Source organism: Tunturiibacter gelidiferens, from assembly GCF_013410115.1.
In the GTDB taxonomy this organism is placed as follows: domain Bacteria; phylum Acidobacteriota; class Terriglobia; order Terriglobales; family Acidobacteriaceae; genus Edaphobacter; species Edaphobacter gelidiferens.
In genome coordinates this window covers 1,425,142-1,441,140 of record NZ_JACCCV010000002.1, presented here as the reverse complement: position 1 = coordinate 1,441,140, position 15,999 = coordinate 1,425,142, and the positions used below count along the sequence as shown (strand labels likewise).

General features: G+C 57.3%; 21 protein-coding genes. 20 read left to right on the top strand and 1 reads right to left on the bottom strand.

Annotated elements, in window-relative coordinates:
* Positions 1 to 217 precede the first annotated feature (217 nt).
* On the bottom strand, positions 218 to 2,368 hold the full coding sequence (locus tag HDF12_RS18160; protein ID WP_179585648.1) for a S9 family peptidase: 2,151 nt from the start codon (positions 2,366 to 2,368) through the stop codon (positions 218 to 220).
* A gap of 645 nt (positions 2,369 to 3,013) precedes the next feature.
* On the opposite strand from HDF12_RS18160, the gene rpsL reads away from it, so the two are divergent.
* From rpsL to rpsH, 20 genes are all read left to right on the top strand, one after another.
* Positions 3,014 to 3,400, top strand: a complete 387-nt coding sequence (gene rpsL, locus HDF12_RS18155; RefSeq protein WP_123489299.1) for a 30S ribosomal protein S12 — start codon at positions 3,014 to 3,016, stop codon at positions 3,398 to 3,400.
* Positions 3,401 to 3,528: 128 nt separating this feature from the next.
* On the top strand, positions 3,529 to 3,999 hold the full coding sequence (gene rpsG, locus HDF12_RS18150) for a 30S ribosomal protein S7 (RefSeq protein ID WP_158943903.1): 471 nt from the start codon (positions 3,529 to 3,531) through the stop codon (positions 3,997 to 3,999).
* Positions 4,000 to 4,085: 86 nt separating this feature from the next.
* A complete protein-coding gene (gene fusA / locus HDF12_RS18145) occupies positions 4,086 to 6,185 on the top strand; it encodes an elongation factor G (protein ID WP_179585646.1) in 2,100 nt (699 codons plus the stop codon).
* 65 nt (positions 6,186 to 6,250) lie between these two features.
* Positions 6,251 to 7,438 carry an elongation factor Tu gene (gene tuf, locus HDF12_RS18140; RefSeq protein ID WP_179585644.1) on the top strand — a complete coding sequence of 396 codons (1,188 nt, stop codon included), beginning with the start codon at positions 6,251 to 6,253 and terminating at the stop codon, positions 7,436 to 7,438.
* A gap of 128 nt (positions 7,439 to 7,566) precedes the next feature.
* On the top strand, positions 7,567 to 7,884 hold the full coding sequence (gene rpsJ / locus HDF12_RS18135; RefSeq protein ID WP_013581294.1) for a 30S ribosomal protein S10: 318 nt from the start codon (positions 7,567 to 7,569) through the stop codon (positions 7,882 to 7,884).
* 96 nt (positions 7,885 to 7,980) lie between these two features.
* Entirely contained in the window at positions 7,981 to 8,721 is a 741-nt protein-coding gene (gene rplC / locus HDF12_RS18130) for a 50S ribosomal protein L3 (RefSeq protein WP_179585642.1), read from the top strand.
* 87 nt (positions 8,722 to 8,808) lie between these two features.
* Entirely contained in the window at positions 8,809 to 9,507 is a 699-nt protein-coding gene (gene rplD / locus HDF12_RS18125) for a 50S ribosomal protein L4 (RefSeq protein ID WP_179585640.1), read from the top strand.
* Positions 9,507 to 9,800: a 50S ribosomal protein L23 gene (locus HDF12_RS18120; protein WP_179585638.1), complete on the top strand. Its 294-nt coding sequence runs from the start codon at positions 9,507 to 9,509 to the stop codon at positions 9,798 to 9,800. The genes rplD and HDF12_RS18120 overlap by 1 nt, the downstream gene beginning before the upstream one ends.
* 81 nt (positions 9,801 to 9,881) lie before the next feature.
* The gene (gene rplB / locus HDF12_RS18115) at positions 9,882 to 10,706 is read left to right on the top strand and encodes a 50S ribosomal protein L2 (protein ID WP_179585636.1); all 825 of its coding nucleotides are present in this window, start codon (positions 9,882 to 9,884) and stop codon (positions 10,704 to 10,706) included.
* Positions 10,707 to 10,828: 122 nt separating this feature from the next.
* Positions 10,829 to 11,116 (top strand): 30S ribosomal protein S19, encoded by a 288-nt coding sequence (gene rpsS, locus HDF12_RS18110; protein WP_158943398.1) that lies wholly within the window; start codon positions 10,829 to 10,831, stop codon positions 11,114 to 11,116.
* A gap of 89 nt (positions 11,117 to 11,205) precedes the next feature.
* Positions 11,206 to 11,727 carry a 50S ribosomal protein L22 gene (gene rplV, locus HDF12_RS18105; RefSeq protein ID WP_179585634.1) on the top strand — a complete coding sequence of 174 codons (522 nt, stop codon included), beginning with the start codon at positions 11,206 to 11,208 and terminating at the stop codon, positions 11,725 to 11,727.
* A gap of 78 nt (positions 11,728 to 11,805) precedes the next feature.
* Entirely contained in the window at positions 11,806 to 12,480 is a 675-nt protein-coding gene (gene rpsC / locus HDF12_RS18100; RefSeq protein ID WP_158943402.1) for a 30S ribosomal protein S3, read from the top strand.
* Between the two features lie 73 nt (positions 12,481 to 12,553).
* Positions 12,554 to 12,988 (top strand): 50S ribosomal protein L16, encoded by a 435-nt coding sequence (rplP, locus tag HDF12_RS18095; protein ID WP_179585632.1) that lies wholly within the window; start codon positions 12,554 to 12,556, stop codon positions 12,986 to 12,988.
* A 50-nt stretch (positions 12,989 to 13,038) separates the two neighbouring features.
* On the top strand, positions 13,039 to 13,314 hold the full coding sequence (gene rpmC, locus HDF12_RS18090; RefSeq protein ID WP_179585630.1) for a 50S ribosomal protein L29: 276 nt from the start codon (positions 13,039 to 13,041) through the stop codon (positions 13,312 to 13,314).
* Between the two features lie 2 nt (positions 13,315 to 13,316).
* A complete protein-coding gene (gene rpsQ / locus HDF12_RS18085; RefSeq protein ID WP_179585628.1) occupies positions 13,317 to 13,661 on the top strand; it encodes a 30S ribosomal protein S17 in 345 nt (114 codons plus the stop codon).
* 66 nt (positions 13,662 to 13,727) lie between these two features.
* Entirely contained in the window at positions 13,728 to 14,099 is a 372-nt protein-coding gene (gene rplN, locus HDF12_RS18080; protein WP_158790617.1) for a 50S ribosomal protein L14, read from the top strand.
* Between the two features lie 66 nt (positions 14,100 to 14,165).
* Positions 14,166 to 14,495: a 50S ribosomal protein L24 gene (gene rplX / locus HDF12_RS18075; RefSeq protein WP_218892497.1), complete on the top strand. Its 330-nt coding sequence runs from the start codon at positions 14,166 to 14,168 to the stop codon at positions 14,493 to 14,495.
* A gap of 122 nt (positions 14,496 to 14,617) precedes the next feature.
* Positions 14,618 to 15,166 carry a 50S ribosomal protein L5 gene (gene rplE / locus HDF12_RS18070; protein WP_179585626.1) on the top strand — a complete coding sequence of 183 codons (549 nt, stop codon included), beginning with the start codon at positions 14,618 to 14,620 and terminating at the stop codon, positions 15,164 to 15,166.
* 82 nt (positions 15,167 to 15,248) lie between these two features.
* A complete protein-coding gene (locus HDF12_RS18065) occupies positions 15,249 to 15,434 on the top strand; it encodes a type Z 30S ribosomal protein S14 (protein WP_020715220.1) in 186 nt (61 codons plus the stop codon).
* 162 nt (positions 15,435 to 15,596) lie between these two features.
* Positions 15,597 to 15,995 carry a 30S ribosomal protein S8 gene (gene rpsH, locus HDF12_RS18060; RefSeq protein ID WP_158790620.1) on the top strand — a complete coding sequence of 133 codons (399 nt, stop codon included), beginning with the start codon at positions 15,597 to 15,599 and terminating at the stop codon, positions 15,993 to 15,995.
* Positions 15,996 to 15,999: the final 4 nt, after the last annotated feature.

Here is a 15,999-nt window from a genome sequence, read left to right as displayed (position 1 = left end):
AACCTCCCCGTCCAACCAGAACTCAAGCTGAACGGTCACACCGCAACCGCTGAATAGCTGAACCCATAGTGTAAAAGCTGCACAGACCGGAAGCAAATCTTCCGGGCATATTAGTGTTCGAACGTTGGTTGGACGATCCAACCAATCATTCGCATCGTGAGAAGATCGCTCCCTTTCGTGAAAAATCGCCGACGGGGCGAGACCTGAAGGCTTATCTCTATTTCGCGGGCATCTCTGTCTCGAACCAGTTGAGAGCCCGCTCGAGAACATCTCTGCGATGCGCGGGGTCGTGGAACGCATGCCCCTCGTTCGGGTATATCACCAACTGCGTCTTTACGCCTTCGGCGCGGAGAGCATGCCAGAACTCAAAGCTCTGCGGAGCGGGGCACTCGCCGTCGCGATCGCCGACGACGACCAGGGTTGGAGTCTTTACTTTCTTGATGTATTCAATTGCGGAGCTCTTGGCGTAGACGTCGGCATCGTCGTAGACGGTCTTGCCGAAGAATGGCACCATCCACTGGTCGATGGAGTTTTCGCCGTAGTAGCTCTTCCAGTCGCTGATGCCTGCTCCGGCGACCGCGGCCTTGAAGCGCGTTGTCTGGGTGACTCCGAACATAGTCATGAAGCCGCCGTAGCTCCAGCCGGTGAGGCCTTCACGGTTCTTGTCGATGGGGAACCGTTTTTCGAGGACGTCCATGCCGGCGAGGATGTCGTGGAGATCGCCGTAGCCGAAGTCCTTGATGTTGGCCTGGGTGAACTTCTCGCCTTGTCCGTAGCTGCCGCGCGGGTTGGGCATGAAGACGAAGTATCCGAGTGCGGAAAATGGAACACCGCCGTAACCGACGCCGGGCCAGCGTGGGGTGACGGCGGCGGAGGGGCCGCCGTGGACGCTGACCAGGAGGGGATATTTTTTTGTGGGGTCATAGTTGGCGGGGTAGAGGAGCCATCCCTGGACCTTAAAGCCGTCATTGGTCCATTCGATGTTCTCAGTCTTGCCCCATGAGGGCTTGAGGCCGTCATTAAGGTGGGTGATCTGCTTGAGGTCGTGGAGGGAACCGGCCCATACCTCGGGGGCGCGGTCGAAGGAGCTGCGAATCAGCGCGATGGTGTGCTCGTGGGAGAGGGAGACGCTCATTGCCAGGCCGCCGGCACCGATGGTTTCTGGGAAGGTGACGCTGGCCTGCGGGATGTCTCTGCCGTTGGCGAGATCGAGGGCGGTGAGGTGGCTGTTGCCGCCTACGTGTTCGGCGAGGGCGATGAGTTCGGGGCCAGCCCAGCCGAAGTAGGCGATGGATGCGGCGCGGCCTGGGGTGAGGTCCTTCGGTTCGCCTCCGGCGGAGGGGATCAGGTAGAGATCGCCGCCGGTGGATCCCTGGTCGCTCATGATGCCGCCGATGAAGGCGATCTGTGTGCCGTTTGGGGACCAGCGGGGGACGGCGATCTGTAGGTTGTGGAGAGGGCCTGAGACACTCCTTGGATCAAGGACCATCCGCGCTTGGTAATAACACCGGTTTTCAATATAAACGCAGGCATTTGCGCTTTTTGAGCCCGCAGTTTCTCCATGAAGGATCTGATCCACCTTTGTTGCGAAGAGCTTTGCCACCCACCAGTTGTTTTCGCCAGGTGCGCTCGCGGCAACGAAAGCAATCTGCTTCGAATCGGGTGACCAGGCAAATTCATATGTATGTTGATCCGGTGTAGCCGGAATAAGCCATGCACCTTTTCCGGCCGAGATGTCGACTCCGTACACTCCTTGAATTTCCAACGAATCTTCGCCGATGACGCCCGACCATGGCTTCATGGCGGCTAGAGCACCTGCGCTGCGTGTGGCATTTTCGACGAAGAGGAAAGCGATCGACTTTCCGTCTGGTGACCAGGCGAGGGAGTCCAGTCCGCCTTTGAGGTGCGTGAGTTGCTTGGATTCGCCTGAGGTTTTCGACCAGAGAAAGACCTGTTCTTGTCCCGGCTGGTCAGTCTTTGCGGTGCAGTCGGAGATGAAGGCGAGGGCTTCTCCGTCAGGCGACCACTTCGGATCGGAGCTGCTGCAGTTGGTCGCTCCTGAGCCGGTGGTGACGATCTTTTCCTTGGCGGCATCAGGATTCGCAACGTCTGAGAGATGAATCTGACTGCCTTCGTGGGTCCGGACCGACCAGGCTACGGTGGTTCCGTCGGGCGAGATGGCTACGGAGGTGGGGTTTTTAGTCTGGCCAAGCGTCTCAATGAGCGAACCAATCCGTGGATCTTTGGGGATTGAGGAGGTCTTGTCGGCCTCTGCTCTCGCTGCGATGGTGGTTCCAAATGTCGATAGAACGGTAAAGGCGATGAAACCAAAAGAGAGCGAGCACCTGCGAAGATCTACCAAAGCCATGCGAAAAGCCTAGCATGGAGGGGGTGGCCTCTTTGTCATAGAGGCGGCGACTGCATCCCGGCTTGTGCAATCTCCGATTTTTGATGGGAAAATCGACGAAAAGTTTGACGTTTTGCGGTCGAATTGCTATTGTAAGAAGGTTCCGCGAGTATCCGGACCGTGTCGTAGGGGAAGCTCGACGCACGGATGGGTGGAGAAAAACCCACGTGATCTTAGGTTCGCCTCCTGTCGCAAAACGGGTTGAGAACGATTGCGTTATACTGGATACAAGAGATTCACCGCAGGACATTCCCGATCTGTGTTTCGCTAGATTCATTGGATCTGAATGTCGTTCGTCTGCGGCCTATCGCAATCGTGCCTGCGACACCCTCCACCCTGGATGGGCTATGCGGGCCGGGACAGCGAAACGGAGTCGGCTCATCCTTGAAATTGAGGGAAAGACGCTCGGCCACCGTCGACTGTTTACGTCTGGTTTGTTGTACCGGTTTACAGACGCAGCAGGGAAGATCTTCGTCAGAGACGCTTCAGCGTTCTCACTTTTTTGCGTGTACGGCGTATGTACTGCAAAAGGCGAAGCTCAATACTACCTGCGCGTCTCACATAAGTTTGGTTGTAATGTTTCGCGCGCATTAACAAGGAGTTCTAGTGCCTACGTTCCATCAGCTCGTCAAGCAGGGCCGCACGCCCACTCGTTATAAGACCGCCAGCCCTGCGCTTCAGGGTTCGCCCCAGCGCCGTGGCGTCTGCACCCGCGTCTACACTCAGACCCCCAAGAAGCCGAATTCGGCTCTCCGCAAGGTTGCGCGTGTTCGCCTCACCAACGGTATTGAGGTTACGACCTATATCCCGGGTATCGGCCACAACCTGCAGGAGCACTCAATTGTGCTGATCCGCGGCGGCCGTGTGAAGGATCTGCCGGGCGTTCGTTATCACGTCGTTCGCGGCACGCTCGACTCTGTCGGCGTTGCCAACCGGAAGCAGAGCCGCTCGAAGTATGGCGCGAAGCGTCCGAAGGCTGCTGCTGCAAAGTAGTTTCCGGCTTGAAGCAGTTTTGGAGTTTTTAGATCAACCCCAGTTGGCTGGATGGATTTGGCTGGCTGCATAAATCAGGTTCAGGGCTTGAGAGTTCAACGGTCCTGAAGGAAGACGAGAAGAGTGCAATGCCGAGAAAAGGTTACATCGCTAAGCGTGAAGTTGCTGCAGACCCTGTTTATAACTCGACCCTGGTCACGAAGTTTGTCAACTCGATGATGTGGGGTGGTAAGAAGTCGACCGCGCAGGGCATCTTCTACACCGCCATGACCAACCTTGAGCAGAAGGGTGGCGACGAAGCCCTCAAGCTGTTCAAGAAGGCGATCGAGAACTGCAAGCCGCTTCTCGAGGTTAAGAGCCGCCGTGTTGGTGGTGCGAACTACCAGGTGCCGATCGAAGTTCTGCCGGAGCGCCGTACGTCGCTCGCGATTCGCTGGCTTGTGACCTACGGCCGCGCACGTGGCGAGAAGGGCATGGTTGAGAAGCTCACTGCTGAGCTGCTCGATGCGGCTAACGGCCGTGGCGCCGCAATGAAGAAGAAGGAAGACGTTCACCGTATGGCCGAAGCCAATAAGGCTTTCGCACACTACCGCTGGTAATTCGCTTCTCCAGCAGCGTCATTTTTGGATTTTAGGTTCAACGCAGTTATTACCGCGAGCAGATGCTCGCAGATGAGAGATAGATCGTGGCACGCACTACACCTCTGAATCGTTGCCGGAACATCGGAATCATGGCGCACATCGACGCCGGCAAGACGACGACGACCGAGCGCATTCTCTTCTATACGGGCATCACGCACCGTATCGGAGAAGTGCACGAGGGAACTGCGACCATGGACTGGATGGAGCAGGAGCAGGAGCGCGGAATTACGATTACTTCTGCCGCGACGACCTGCACCTGGAAGAACATCCGCATCAATATCATTGACACGCCTGGCCACGTGGACTTCACGGCCGAGGTGGAGCGTTCGCTCCGCGTGCTCGACGGTGCGGTAGCCTGCTTCGACGCTGTCGCTGGTGTGCAGCCTCAGTCTGAGACTGTTTGGCGTCAGGCTGACAAGTACAAGGTTCCCCGGATCTGCTTCATCAACAAGATGGACAAGGCCGGCGCGGACGCCGTCTATGCGACCTCGACGATTGTTGATCGTTTGGGCGCGCGTGCAGTGCCGATCAATATTCAGATCGGTGCCGAGGCGAAGTTTCTTGGTGTCGTCGATCTCGTTACGATGAAGGCTATTTACTGGCACGATGAGACCATGGGCGCCGAGTATTCGGTGGAAGAGATTCCCGCCGATCTGCTCGAGAAGGCTAAGGCTGCACGAGCTTCGCTGATCGAAGCTGTCTCTGATTCTGACGACGAGATCATGCATCTCTATCTTGAGGGGCAGGAGCCCAGCGAGGCTCAGCTCAAGGCCGGCATTCGTAAGGCGACCATCGCGATGAACATCTTTCCGGTGCTCTGCGGTTCGTCCTTCAAGAACAAAGGTGTTCAGACTCTGCTCGATGCAGTTGTCGACTACCTGCCCAGCCCGCTCGATATTCCTCCCATGATCGGCCACAACCCCGACAACATGGAAGAAGAGGTTATCCGCAAGGCTGATGATGCCGAGCCGTTTTCGGCACTTGGCTTCAAGATCATGACGGATCCGTTTGTTGGTCAGCTCATCTTCATCCGTGTCTACTCGGGTCAGTTGAAGACTGGCGACTCGGTGCTGAATCCGCGTACTGGCAAGACGGAGCGTATTGGCCGCCTGCTGAAGATGCACGCCAACAAGCGTGAAGAGATTACCGAGATCCTCGCAGGCGATATCTGCGCTGCGGTTGGTCTGAAGAATCTCGTCACGGGCGATACCATCTGCACGGACAAGCATCCTATTGTGCTTGAGTCGATCGACTTCCCGGCGCCAGTTATCGAGGTTGCTGTGGAGCCGAAGACCAAGGCCGACCAGGAAAAGATGGGTATGGCTCTCGCCAAGCTGGCGCAGGAAGATCCCACGTTCCGCGTTCGCACCGATATCGACTCGGGTCAGACCATCATCGCCGGCATGGGCGAGTTGCACCTTGAGATCATCGTCGACCGCATGATGCGTGAGTACAAGGTCGAAGCCAACGTTGGTAAGCCCCAGGTGAACTACCGCGAGACCATCCGTGCGAACTCCGATGCTGAAGGTAAGTACATCCGTCAGACCGGCGGTTCGGGTAACTACGGTCATTGCAAGATCCGTATCTCGCCCAACGAGCCGGGTAAGGGTTATGAGTTCACCAACGATACGAAGGGTGGCGCTATTCCGAAGGAGTACGTCAAGCCGATCGATCAGGGAATTCAGGACGCGATGCAGCGTGGCATTCTGGCTGGCTACGAGATGGTGGACGTCAAGGTTTCTCTCTACGACGGCAGCTATCACGATGTCGACTCGAACGAAATGGCGTTCAAGATCGCCGGATCGATGGCCTTCAAGGAAGCTGCCCGCAAGGCCAAGCCAGTCCTGCTGGAGCCGGTGATGTCTGTCGAAGTGACTGTTCCTGAGGAGTACATGGGCACGATCATCGGCGATCTCAATAGCCGTCGCGGTCGTATCGAAGGTATGGAGATGGTCGGTGGCACGCAGGCGATCAAGGCCACGGTTCCGCTGAGCACGATGTTTGGTTATGCCACTCACATGCGGTCATCCACGCAGGGTCGCGCGAACTACTCGATGCAGTTCAAGCAGTACGAAGAAGCGCCTCGCTCGGTCTCGGAAGAGATCATTGCCAAGGTGCAGGGCAAAGAAGCAAACGCAAAGTAATCGCGAGGCGTTAGTCTTCGCAGGAATTTAGAAGTCAACGAAACACAGGAAACACGGAGAGAGTCATGGGCAAGGAAAAGTTTGACCGGTCAAAGCCGCACGTAAACATCGGGACGATCGGGCACATCGATCATGGCAAGACGACGCTGACGGCGGCGATTACGAAGGTGCTTTCGAAGCACAACCCGAACAACAAGTTTCGTTCGTTCGACACGATCGACAACGCTCCTGAGGAGCGCGAGCGCGGTATCACGATTGCCACCTCGCACGTGGAGTACGAGACCCCGAACCGGCATTACGCGCACGTCGACTGCCCGGGTCACGCGGACTACATCAAGAACATGATCACCGGAGCAGCGCAGATGGATGGCGCGATCCTGGTGGTGGCAGCGACCGACGGCCCGATGCCCCAGACCAAGGAGCACGTGCTGCTGGCGCGTCAGGTTGGCGTTCCCTTCATCGTGGTGTTCCTGAACAAGTGCGATGCGGTTGAGGACGAAGAGCTGATCGAGCTGGTGGAGATGGAGGTTCGCGAGCTGTTGTCGAAGTACGACTACCCTGGCGATGACACTCCGATCATCCGCGGCTCCGCGTTGGGCGCGCTGAATGGCGAAGCCCAGTGGGAGGCGAAGATCGACGAGCTGATGGCGGCGGTGGACAAGTACATTCCGCAGCCTGAGCGTGCGGTCGACCAGCCGTTCCTGATGCCGATCGAAGATATCTTTTCGATCTCGGGCCGTGGCACTGTGGTGACGGGCCGTATCGAGCGCGGCAAGGTGAAGGTTGGCGAGGACTGCGAGATCGTGGGCTTCCGCGAGACCCGCAAGACGGTCTGCACCGGCGTTGAGATGTTCAAGAAGCAGCTGGACGAGGGTCTGGCGGGCGATAACGCGGGGCTTCTGCTGCGCGGTATTGCGAAGGAAGATGTGGAGCGCGGGATGGTGTTGGCCAAGCCTGGTTCGATCAAGCCCCACACCGACTTCAAGGGCGAGGTCTACGTGTTATCGAAGGAAGAGGGCGGACGTCACACTCCGTTCTTCAACGGCTACCGTCCCCAGTTCTACTTCCGTACCACGGACGTGACGGGTTCGGCGAAGCTTCCTGCGGGCACTGAGATGTGCATGCCCGGCGACAACATTCAGCTGGAGATCACGCTGCATACGCCCGTGGCGATGGAGAAGGGTCTGCGCTTCGCCATTCGCGAAGGCGGACGCACCGTCGGAGCCGGCACCATCAGCGAGATCATCAAGTAAAGAAAGTGCACCACAGAGAAGTTTTTTGGTTGTTGCTGTTTTGAAAATCGAGGGCTACCGGTTCGTGCAGAAGTTCATGGCCGGCAGTTACTCCAAACGATCTTTGAGTAGCGTGAAAGAGACCCAAAATGGCTGGACAAAGAATCAGAATTCGTTTGAAGGCATATGACTACCGCGTGCTGGACACGTCGACCGGTGAGATCGTCGAGACGGCCAAGCGTACCGGAGCCCAGGTTGCGGGTCCGATTCCGCTGCCGACGATGAAGAACAAGTACTGCGTTCTTCGCTCGCCCCACGTCGACAAGAAGTCACGCGAGGCTTTCGAGATCCGCACGCACAAGCGGCTGATCGACATCCTCGAGCCGACCCAGCAGACCGTGGACGCACTGATGAAGCTTGATCTGCCCGCGGGCGTCGATGTAGAGATCAAGACGGTTCAGAAGTAAAGAATTTTTCGGCGAAGTGTTTCAGGATTCGCTTTAGAAGTATTGACCCGGCAGTGCTGAACTTCGAGTCCAGCATGATGAGGAAAGGAAGCTCCAATGTCAGTAGTAGGAATTCTCGGAAAAAAAGTCGGCATGACGCAGATCTTCGACGAGCGCGGTGATATTCACCCTGTGACCGTTCTGAAGGCTGGTCCATGCGTGATCACTCAGTTAAAGACGCTTGCGAAGGACGGGTACGAAGCCGCGCAGATCGGCTACGTTGACTTCGTGAAGGCTTCGAAGATCAATAAGGCGATGACTGGCCACTTCGCAAAGTCGAACGTTCCTCCGGTCAGGATGATCAAGGAAGTTGAGCTCGAAGCAGTGAAGACTGTTGAAGGCGAAGAGAAGGTTACAGCCAAGGCTGGCGATCGCGTCCTGGTCGACATTTTCAATGACGAGCGCTTCGTCGACGTCATTGGCACTTCGAAGGGTCGCGGTTTTGCCGGCGTCATTCGTCGCCACGGGTTTGGTGGCGGTCCTAAGTCGCACGGCCACATGTTCCAAGTGCAGGGTTCGATCGGTGCTTCTTCGTTTCCCTCGCGTGTTTTTCCTGGTCAGCGTATGCCTGGTCACATGGGCCACGCACAGATCACGGTTCGCAACCTGCGTATTCGCGGTATCGATCTTGAGGATAACCTTCTGCTGGTGGAAGGCGCAGTACCCGGCCCGCGTGATGGTTTCGTGCTGATCTCGAAGGCAAAGGCTCCGCCGCGCGAGCGTCGTGGATTTGCGGGCGCAGCAACGAAGGACGCTTTGAAGGCTTCCAAGAAGGCTGCACCGTCCAAGAAGAAATAAGTAGTCGGTTGAAAAGGCTTGCTGCATGAAGCCGCAAACAAGGTTATGGCTCGCCGCATCGATGGCGCGCAAAGAGAGAGAAGAACGATGGCAAACATCAATGTAGTAAATCTCGCTGGAGCGAAGGTCGGAGAGTTCGAACTCGTCGACGAGGTCTTCGCGGCAGAGATCAACGACGGCCTCCTCTGGGAGTCGGTGAAGCACTACCGTGCCGCTCTTCGGCAGGGAACCGCCGCAACCAAGAACCGTAATCAGGTATCGGGCGCAGGTAAGAAGCTCTGGAAGCAAAAGGGAACGGGCCGTGCGCGTGTTGGTTCGATTCGGACTCCGCTCTGGCGTGGTGGTGGTACGGTTCATGGACCGAAGCCACGTAGCTACGAGTACGCCTTTCCGCAGAAGAAGCTGATGGGTGCCCTCCGCTCTGCGATCTCCGCGAAGATCAACGACGGCAAATTCACCATCGTCGACTCGTTCGAAGTTGCCGAGGCGAAGACCAAGCTCTTCCGCACCGCGCTGAACAAGCTCGAAGCGGGCAAGACGACTCTGCTGGTTGAGAGCAGCCGCAAGCTTGACGAGAAGCTCTACCTGGGCTCGCGCAATCTGCAGGGTGTGGAACTGGTTCTCAGCTCCGAGGTTCATCCCTACGACCTGCTCCGTTATGAGCACGCTGTCTTCTCGAAGGATGCCATCGAAGCTCTTCAGGACACTCTCAAGAAGTTTGTATCCAAGCGCAGTAAGGCAACAGATGAGCGCAGCAAAGCCGCCGCGCAGAAGGAGGTTGCGTAATGCCAACTCTCTATACCGTCATTCGCCGCCCCCTCATTACTGAGAAGGGCATGACCGTCAAGGAGACACAGAACACCCTGGTGTTCGAAGTCGCCCTGAAGGCCACCAAGACCGAAGTCAAGCAAGCTGTTGAAACACTCTTCAAGGTCAAAGTCACTGGTGTTCGCACCGCGACCGTTGAGGGCAAGGAGCGCCGCCGGGGTAAGTTCGCCGGCTACCGCCCCGACTGGAAGAAGGCTTACGTTCGCTTGAAAGATGGCGAAAGGATGCCGGAGTACCTCAACAGCCTCTAAGCGAGATTGTTTCGCGAGTAACAGAATTCAGGACCGAAGCGCCGCTAAGCGATTAGCAGCGCGGGCAAGGGAATAAAGACGATGCCGATCAAATCATTTCGACCGATTACCCCATCACTCCGCTTCGCGACGAAGCTTGTCAACGATGACATCACGACGGACAAGCCGCACAAGCCGTTGCTCGGAGTCAAGCAGCGCACCGGCGGCCGCAACAACAACGGCGGTCTCACGATGCGTCACCATGGTGGCGGTCACAAGCAGAAGCTGCGCCTCATCGACTTCAAGCGCGAAAAGTTCGGGATCCCCGGTACGGTTGCGACGGTTGAGTACGATCCTAACCGGAGCTCCCGCATCGCGCTGATCCACTACGCGGACGGCGAGAAGCGCTATATCATTCAGCCGATCGGTCTCACGGTCGGGCAGTCGATCATGAGCGGCCCAGAAGCCGACATCCTCGTCGGCAACGCTCTGCCGTTGAAGTTCATCCCGACCGGAACGATTGTGCATAACATCGAGCTTCGTCCGGGCAAGGGTGCACAGATGGCTCGTTCAGCCGGTGCCCAGGTGAACCTGATTGCCAAGGAAGGCGACTACGCTCTTCTGAAGCTGCCTTCGGGCGAGACCCGCAAGGTTCTTGTTGAGTGCATGGCGACCATTGGCCAGGTTGGCAACACGGACCACGAGAACGTCACGATCGGTAAAGCTGGACGCAATCGCTGGAAGGGTATTCGCCCCTCCAACCGTGGTGTTTCGATGAATCCCGTCGATCACCCGCACGGTGGTGGTGAAGGTAAGACCTCTGGCGGTCGTCACCCGGTTACTCCTTGGGGTCAGCCGACTCGCGGATACAAGACCCGCAACAACAAGCGGACCGATACCTTCATCGTGAAGCGTCGTACGAAGTAAAGAAACAGCTTTTCAGTAAATGTTGTTAGTTTTTGGTTCCGCAGCAAAGGGCAACACCAAGTCTCGCAGGCAAGAGATTCGTCGTATCCAGCATCGCAACAAGAAAGTCGGAGCTTAGCAAAATGTCACGTTCAGCGAAAAAAGGTCCTTTCATCGACGATCACCTCATGAAGAAGATTGTGGGGATGAACCAGGTCAATGACAAGAAAGTACTGCGCACCTGGTCGCGCCGGTCTACGATTCACCCGGACTTCGTCGGTCATACCATTGCCGTACACAACGGCCGCAAGTTCATTCCGGTGTACGTGACGGAGAACATGGTGGGCCACAAGCTCGGAGAGTTTTCGGCCACCCGCACCTTCAAGGGCCACTCCGCGCGTGCCGCTGAGACCTCCGCGAAGCCCAAATAAATCGGGCCGACGGTTGCAGTTAGGTAAGACCGCGAGCCCGCGGCAACGGATGTCGGGCAGCGAAGCAGAAGTTTTGAAGGACGAAGATTATGGCTAAGGCAGCAGAAAAAATCAGAGAGTTCCGCGCAGAAGCTAAGTTTCAGCGCACCAGCCCGCAGAAGGCGAAGCTTGTCCTGGATCTGATCAAGGGACTACGCGTCGAGCAGGCGCTCAATACCGTTCACTTTAGTACGAAGCGCATGGCGCCCGTGGTGGAGAAGGTTCTGCGTTCGGCGATCCAGAACGCGACTTACGTCTCGCAGGAGCAGGGGCTCGACGTCGATGTCGATAACCTCTACGTCCGTACCGCAATTGCGAACGAAGGTCCGCGTATGAAGCGCATCCGCCCTGCCCCAATGGGCCGCGCGTTCCGCTACCAGCGCAGACTCGCACACATCATCGTCACGGTTGCGGAGAAGAAGTCGGCCACTGCGATCAGCGCAGCTGCTGATGCAACTCCAGCTCCAGCCGCGAAGAAGAGCACCAAAAAGGCAGCCAGCAAGACTGCGGCAAAACCCGCAGCCAAGAAGGCAGCCGCCAAGAAACCCGCAACGAAAAAGGCCGCGAAGTAGGCCGGTTTCTTGTAAAATTAAAGTTTTGCACTACCGCCCACCGGCTCAACCGGAGAGGGCACGGAGTAAAGGGAAGCTATGGGACAGAAAGTCCATCCGTATGGGTTGCGCCTCGGCATCAACAAGCCGTGGAAGTCACGCTGGTTCGTGGAACGCGGCTATGACAAGCTGCTGGTCGAAGACGTCAAGCTGAAGGCTGAGCTGCGCGAGAAGTTGAAGGCAGCCGGTGTCAGTTCGGTCGAGGTCGAGCGCCCAGGCAACAAGCTGCGCCTGATCATTCGCACTGCGCGTCCGGGCATCATCATCGGCCGCAAGGGCGCCGAGATCGACAAGCTCAAGGCTGATATTCAGAAGCGCACCAGCCGCGAGGTCTTCATCGACATTCTCGAGGTCAACAAGCCCGAGCTTGACGCTCAGCTGGTTGCCGAGAACATCGCGCTGCAGCTCGAAAAGCGTGTCAGCTTCCGCCGCGCGATGCGCAAGTCGGTTGACTCAGCGCTCCGCTTCGGTTGCAAGGGTATCAAGGTCCGCGTCTCCGGTCGTCTCAACGGAAACGAGATCGCCCGCTCCGAGTGGTATCTCCAGGGCCGTCTGCCGCTGCACACGCTGCGCGCCGACATCGACTACGGTTTTGCTGAGGCGCACACCACCTACGGCATCATCGGCGTCAAGACCTGGGTCTATCGCGGCGACATCTACGAGCAGAAGAAGCGTCGCGACCAGGGCGTTACCACTGGCGCATTCGCAAGCTAAGTTTTCCCGGCTTGGCCGGAGTTTCCGGGGAGCGTGTTGAGCGTATCCCTGAAAGAGTGAAGAGGGTTTTCTTATGTTGATGCCAAAGAAGGTCAAGTTCCGTAAGCAGCAGCGCGGACGAATGAAGGGCAAAGCGTGGCGCGGCTCCGATCTCTCCTTCGGTGACTTCGGCCTGAAGGTGATGGAGTGCGGTTACATTACCGACCGCCAGATCGAAGCCAGCCGTATCGCGATGACTCGTTTCATCAAGCGTGGCGGTAAGGTCTGGCTCCGTCTGTTCCCAGACAAGCCGATCACGAAGAAGCCTGCCGAAACCCGTATGGGTAAAGGTAAGGGCGCTCCGGATCACTGGGTCTGCGTTGTTCGTCCGGGTCGCATTCTGTTCGAGATGGAAGGCGTCACTCCGGAGCTTGCCAAAGAGGCGATGCGTCTCGCGGCTCACAAGCTTCCGCTCAAGACCAGCTTCGTCCAGCGCCACGATGTCAAGGCGACGGTCGTTTCCAAATAAGACCGGGCCAAGTAGCTTTTAGCAATCTTTTAGTAGTTAGGAAAAAGACAATGGAATTCGAAAAGATTAGCAATTTCAGTGACGAAGAGCTCAAGAGCGAGCAGGCCAAGGCCGGCGAGCAGCTCTTCCGCATCCGCTTCCAGAAGAGCCTGGGCAATAACGAGGGCATCAAGAAGCTGCGGACGCTCAAGCTGGACATTGCCCGCATCAAGACCGTCGAACGGCAGCGCACTCTGGCCGCCGAGAAGGCCGCCAACCCCGTCGTCGCCAACGTTGCGCCGGCCAAGAGCACTCGCACCGCCCGCAAGAAAGCGAAGAAGGACTAATCATGGCAGATACAACCAACACAGCAGCTGCAACTCCCGAAGCTCAGACCTCGCGTCGCAATGAGAAGGTGGGTCTGGTCGTCTCGACCAAGATGCAGAAGACGATCGTCGTCGAGATCGAGATGCGCAAGGCGCACCCCAAGTACAAGCGCGTGATGAAGTCGAACAAGAAGTTCTACGCGCATGATGAGCAGAACTCCGCACGCGTCGGCGACGTTGTTCGCATCCGAGAGGCGCGCCCTCTGTCGAAGCTCAAGCGCTGGTCGCTCGAGGAGATTGTTCGCCGTTCTTCGCTCGCGTTGGCTGAAGAGAAATCCGCCGCCGCCCACGCTGCCGAAGCCAAGTAGCTTCTAGCGTCTACCAAGTTCAAGCATGGGGCATGAGCCCCGGCCGTATCACCCAGGAGAAGAACGATGTCAGTGCAAATGAGAACAATGCTTGACGTGGCCGATAACTCCGGCGCGCGCAAGTTGCAGGTGATCCTGCCCCTCGGTGGTGGTCTCGGCAAGAAGGCAGGCCTCGGCGACGTCGTCACCGCAGCTGTCAAGGAAGCCTCTCCCGATGGCACCGTCAAGAAGGGCAAAGTTGTCAAAGCTGTGATCGTCCGTACGCGCAAGGAGTATCGCCGCCGCGACGGGACGTATATCCGCTTCGACCAGAACGCCGCTGTCGTCATCAACGATGCCAATGAGCCAGTCGGGACTCGCGTATTTGGACCTGTGGCCCGCGAGCTTCGCGAGAAAAAGTTCCTCAAGATCGTTTCGCTCGCACCCGAAGTCATCTAATCGATTTCTATTTTCAGTCGGAGTCCGGCTCCGAGGTTTCACGATCGTCGAGGAAAAGAGAGAGCTATGGCAGGCATCAAGATCAAGCGCAATGACAAGGTCGAAGTAATCGCGGGCAAGGACAAGGGCAAGCAGGGCCGCGTCCTTCGCGTCATCGCTGAAAAGAATCGCGTGCTGGTTGAGGGCGTGATGATGGCGAAGAAGCACGTGAAGCCAAATCCGCAGCGCAACATCAAGGGCGGTATTGCAGAGCAGGAGTCCACAATCCACGTCTCGAACGTGATGTTGCTCGATGGCGACGGAAAGAAGTCCCGCGTTGGATCACGCTTCGAAGGCGACACCAAGGTACGCTTTGCGAAGACCAGCGGCGCGACGATCGCTGAGAAGAAGAAGTAAAGAAGATTTAGCGAAGTTTTGTTTTTGTAGAGAAGTTTAAATCCTGTAGCAACGGTTCACCCCACGCATCGGTACACGGGCCAAAACCCAACCCGGCAACCGTGGAGAAAGCGAAGAAAACAATGGCAGCACGTCTGAAGCAGAAGTACGAGACCGAGATCAAGCAGGCGCTGGGCAAAGAGCTCAACATCACCAACGCCATGGCGATCCCGAAGCTCGAGAAGATCGTCATCAACATGGGTCTCGGCGAAGCCACCCAGAACGTCAAGATCATGGATCCCCTGGTGGCCGATCTTGCCTCCATCGCCGGCCAGAAGCCTGTGACCACCAAGGCCAAGAAGTCCATCGCAGCCTTCAAGGTGCGCGAGGGCATGCCCATCGGAGCGATGGTGACCCTGCGCGGCGACACGATGTACGAGTTCCTTGACCGCCTCATCTCGATTGCTCTTCCCCGCGTCCGCGACTTCCGCGGCGTCTCCTCGAAGAGCTTCGATGGCCGCGGCAACTACACCCTTGGCCTGCGCGACCAGCTGATCTTCGCTGAGATCGACTACGCCAAGGTCGATAAACTCAAGGGCATGAACGTCACCATCGTCACGACGGCGAAGGATGACAACGGTGCCCGCGCCCTGCTGAAGAGCTTTGGTATGCCCTTCCGCGTTGGAGCATAAAGAAAGATCAACCAAGTTTTTTCTGAAGAAGATCAACCAGGTTTTCTTTTTGAACTTGCAGCAAAGATAGAGAGCAAAACACATGGCAACTACAGCAAAGCGCGTCAAAGACGCAAGGAAACCGAAGTTCAAGTCTCGCCAGCACAACCGCTGCCAGCTCTGCGGTCGTCCCCGCGCCTTCCTGCGGAAGTTCGGCGTATGCCGTCTCTGCTTCCGTTCGCTCGCCCTCAAGGGAGAAATTCCGGGCGTTGTGAAGTCGAGCTGGTAGAATAAAAGGATTCGTGTGCGGCTCCGGTCGCGCACTTTCTCCAGAGACCTCATCAGGGCGCAAGCTTATGGTGCAGAAGTCTGGACGTATCACCCGAAACAGACATCCCCGCTGGTTCTTGCGAGAGATACTCGTGAGCGAACGGGGGATGAAGGAGAATGAATGAACCTCACAGATCCAGTAGCAGACTTTCTGACCCGCATCCGTAACTCCATCCGTGCGCGTCATCAGAAGCTCGACGTCCCCGCCTCCAAGCTCAAGGCCGAGATCGCCCGCATCCTCAAAGAAGAGGGCTACATCGCGAACTACAAGCCGACCGAAGAGAATGGCATGAAGGTCATCCGCGTTTACCTGAAGTACGGCCCGAACAACGAGGCTGTCATCCGCGACCTGCAGCGTGTGTCGCGTCCCGGCTGCCGTGTGTATCTTGGCCGCGACGAGATCCGCCGCGTTCAGGGTGGTCTTGGCATCTCCATCATGACCACCCCCAAGGGTGTCATGACCGGCCGTCAGGCACGTCGCGAAGGTGTTGGCGGCGAGATCCTCTGCGAAGTCTGGTAAAGAA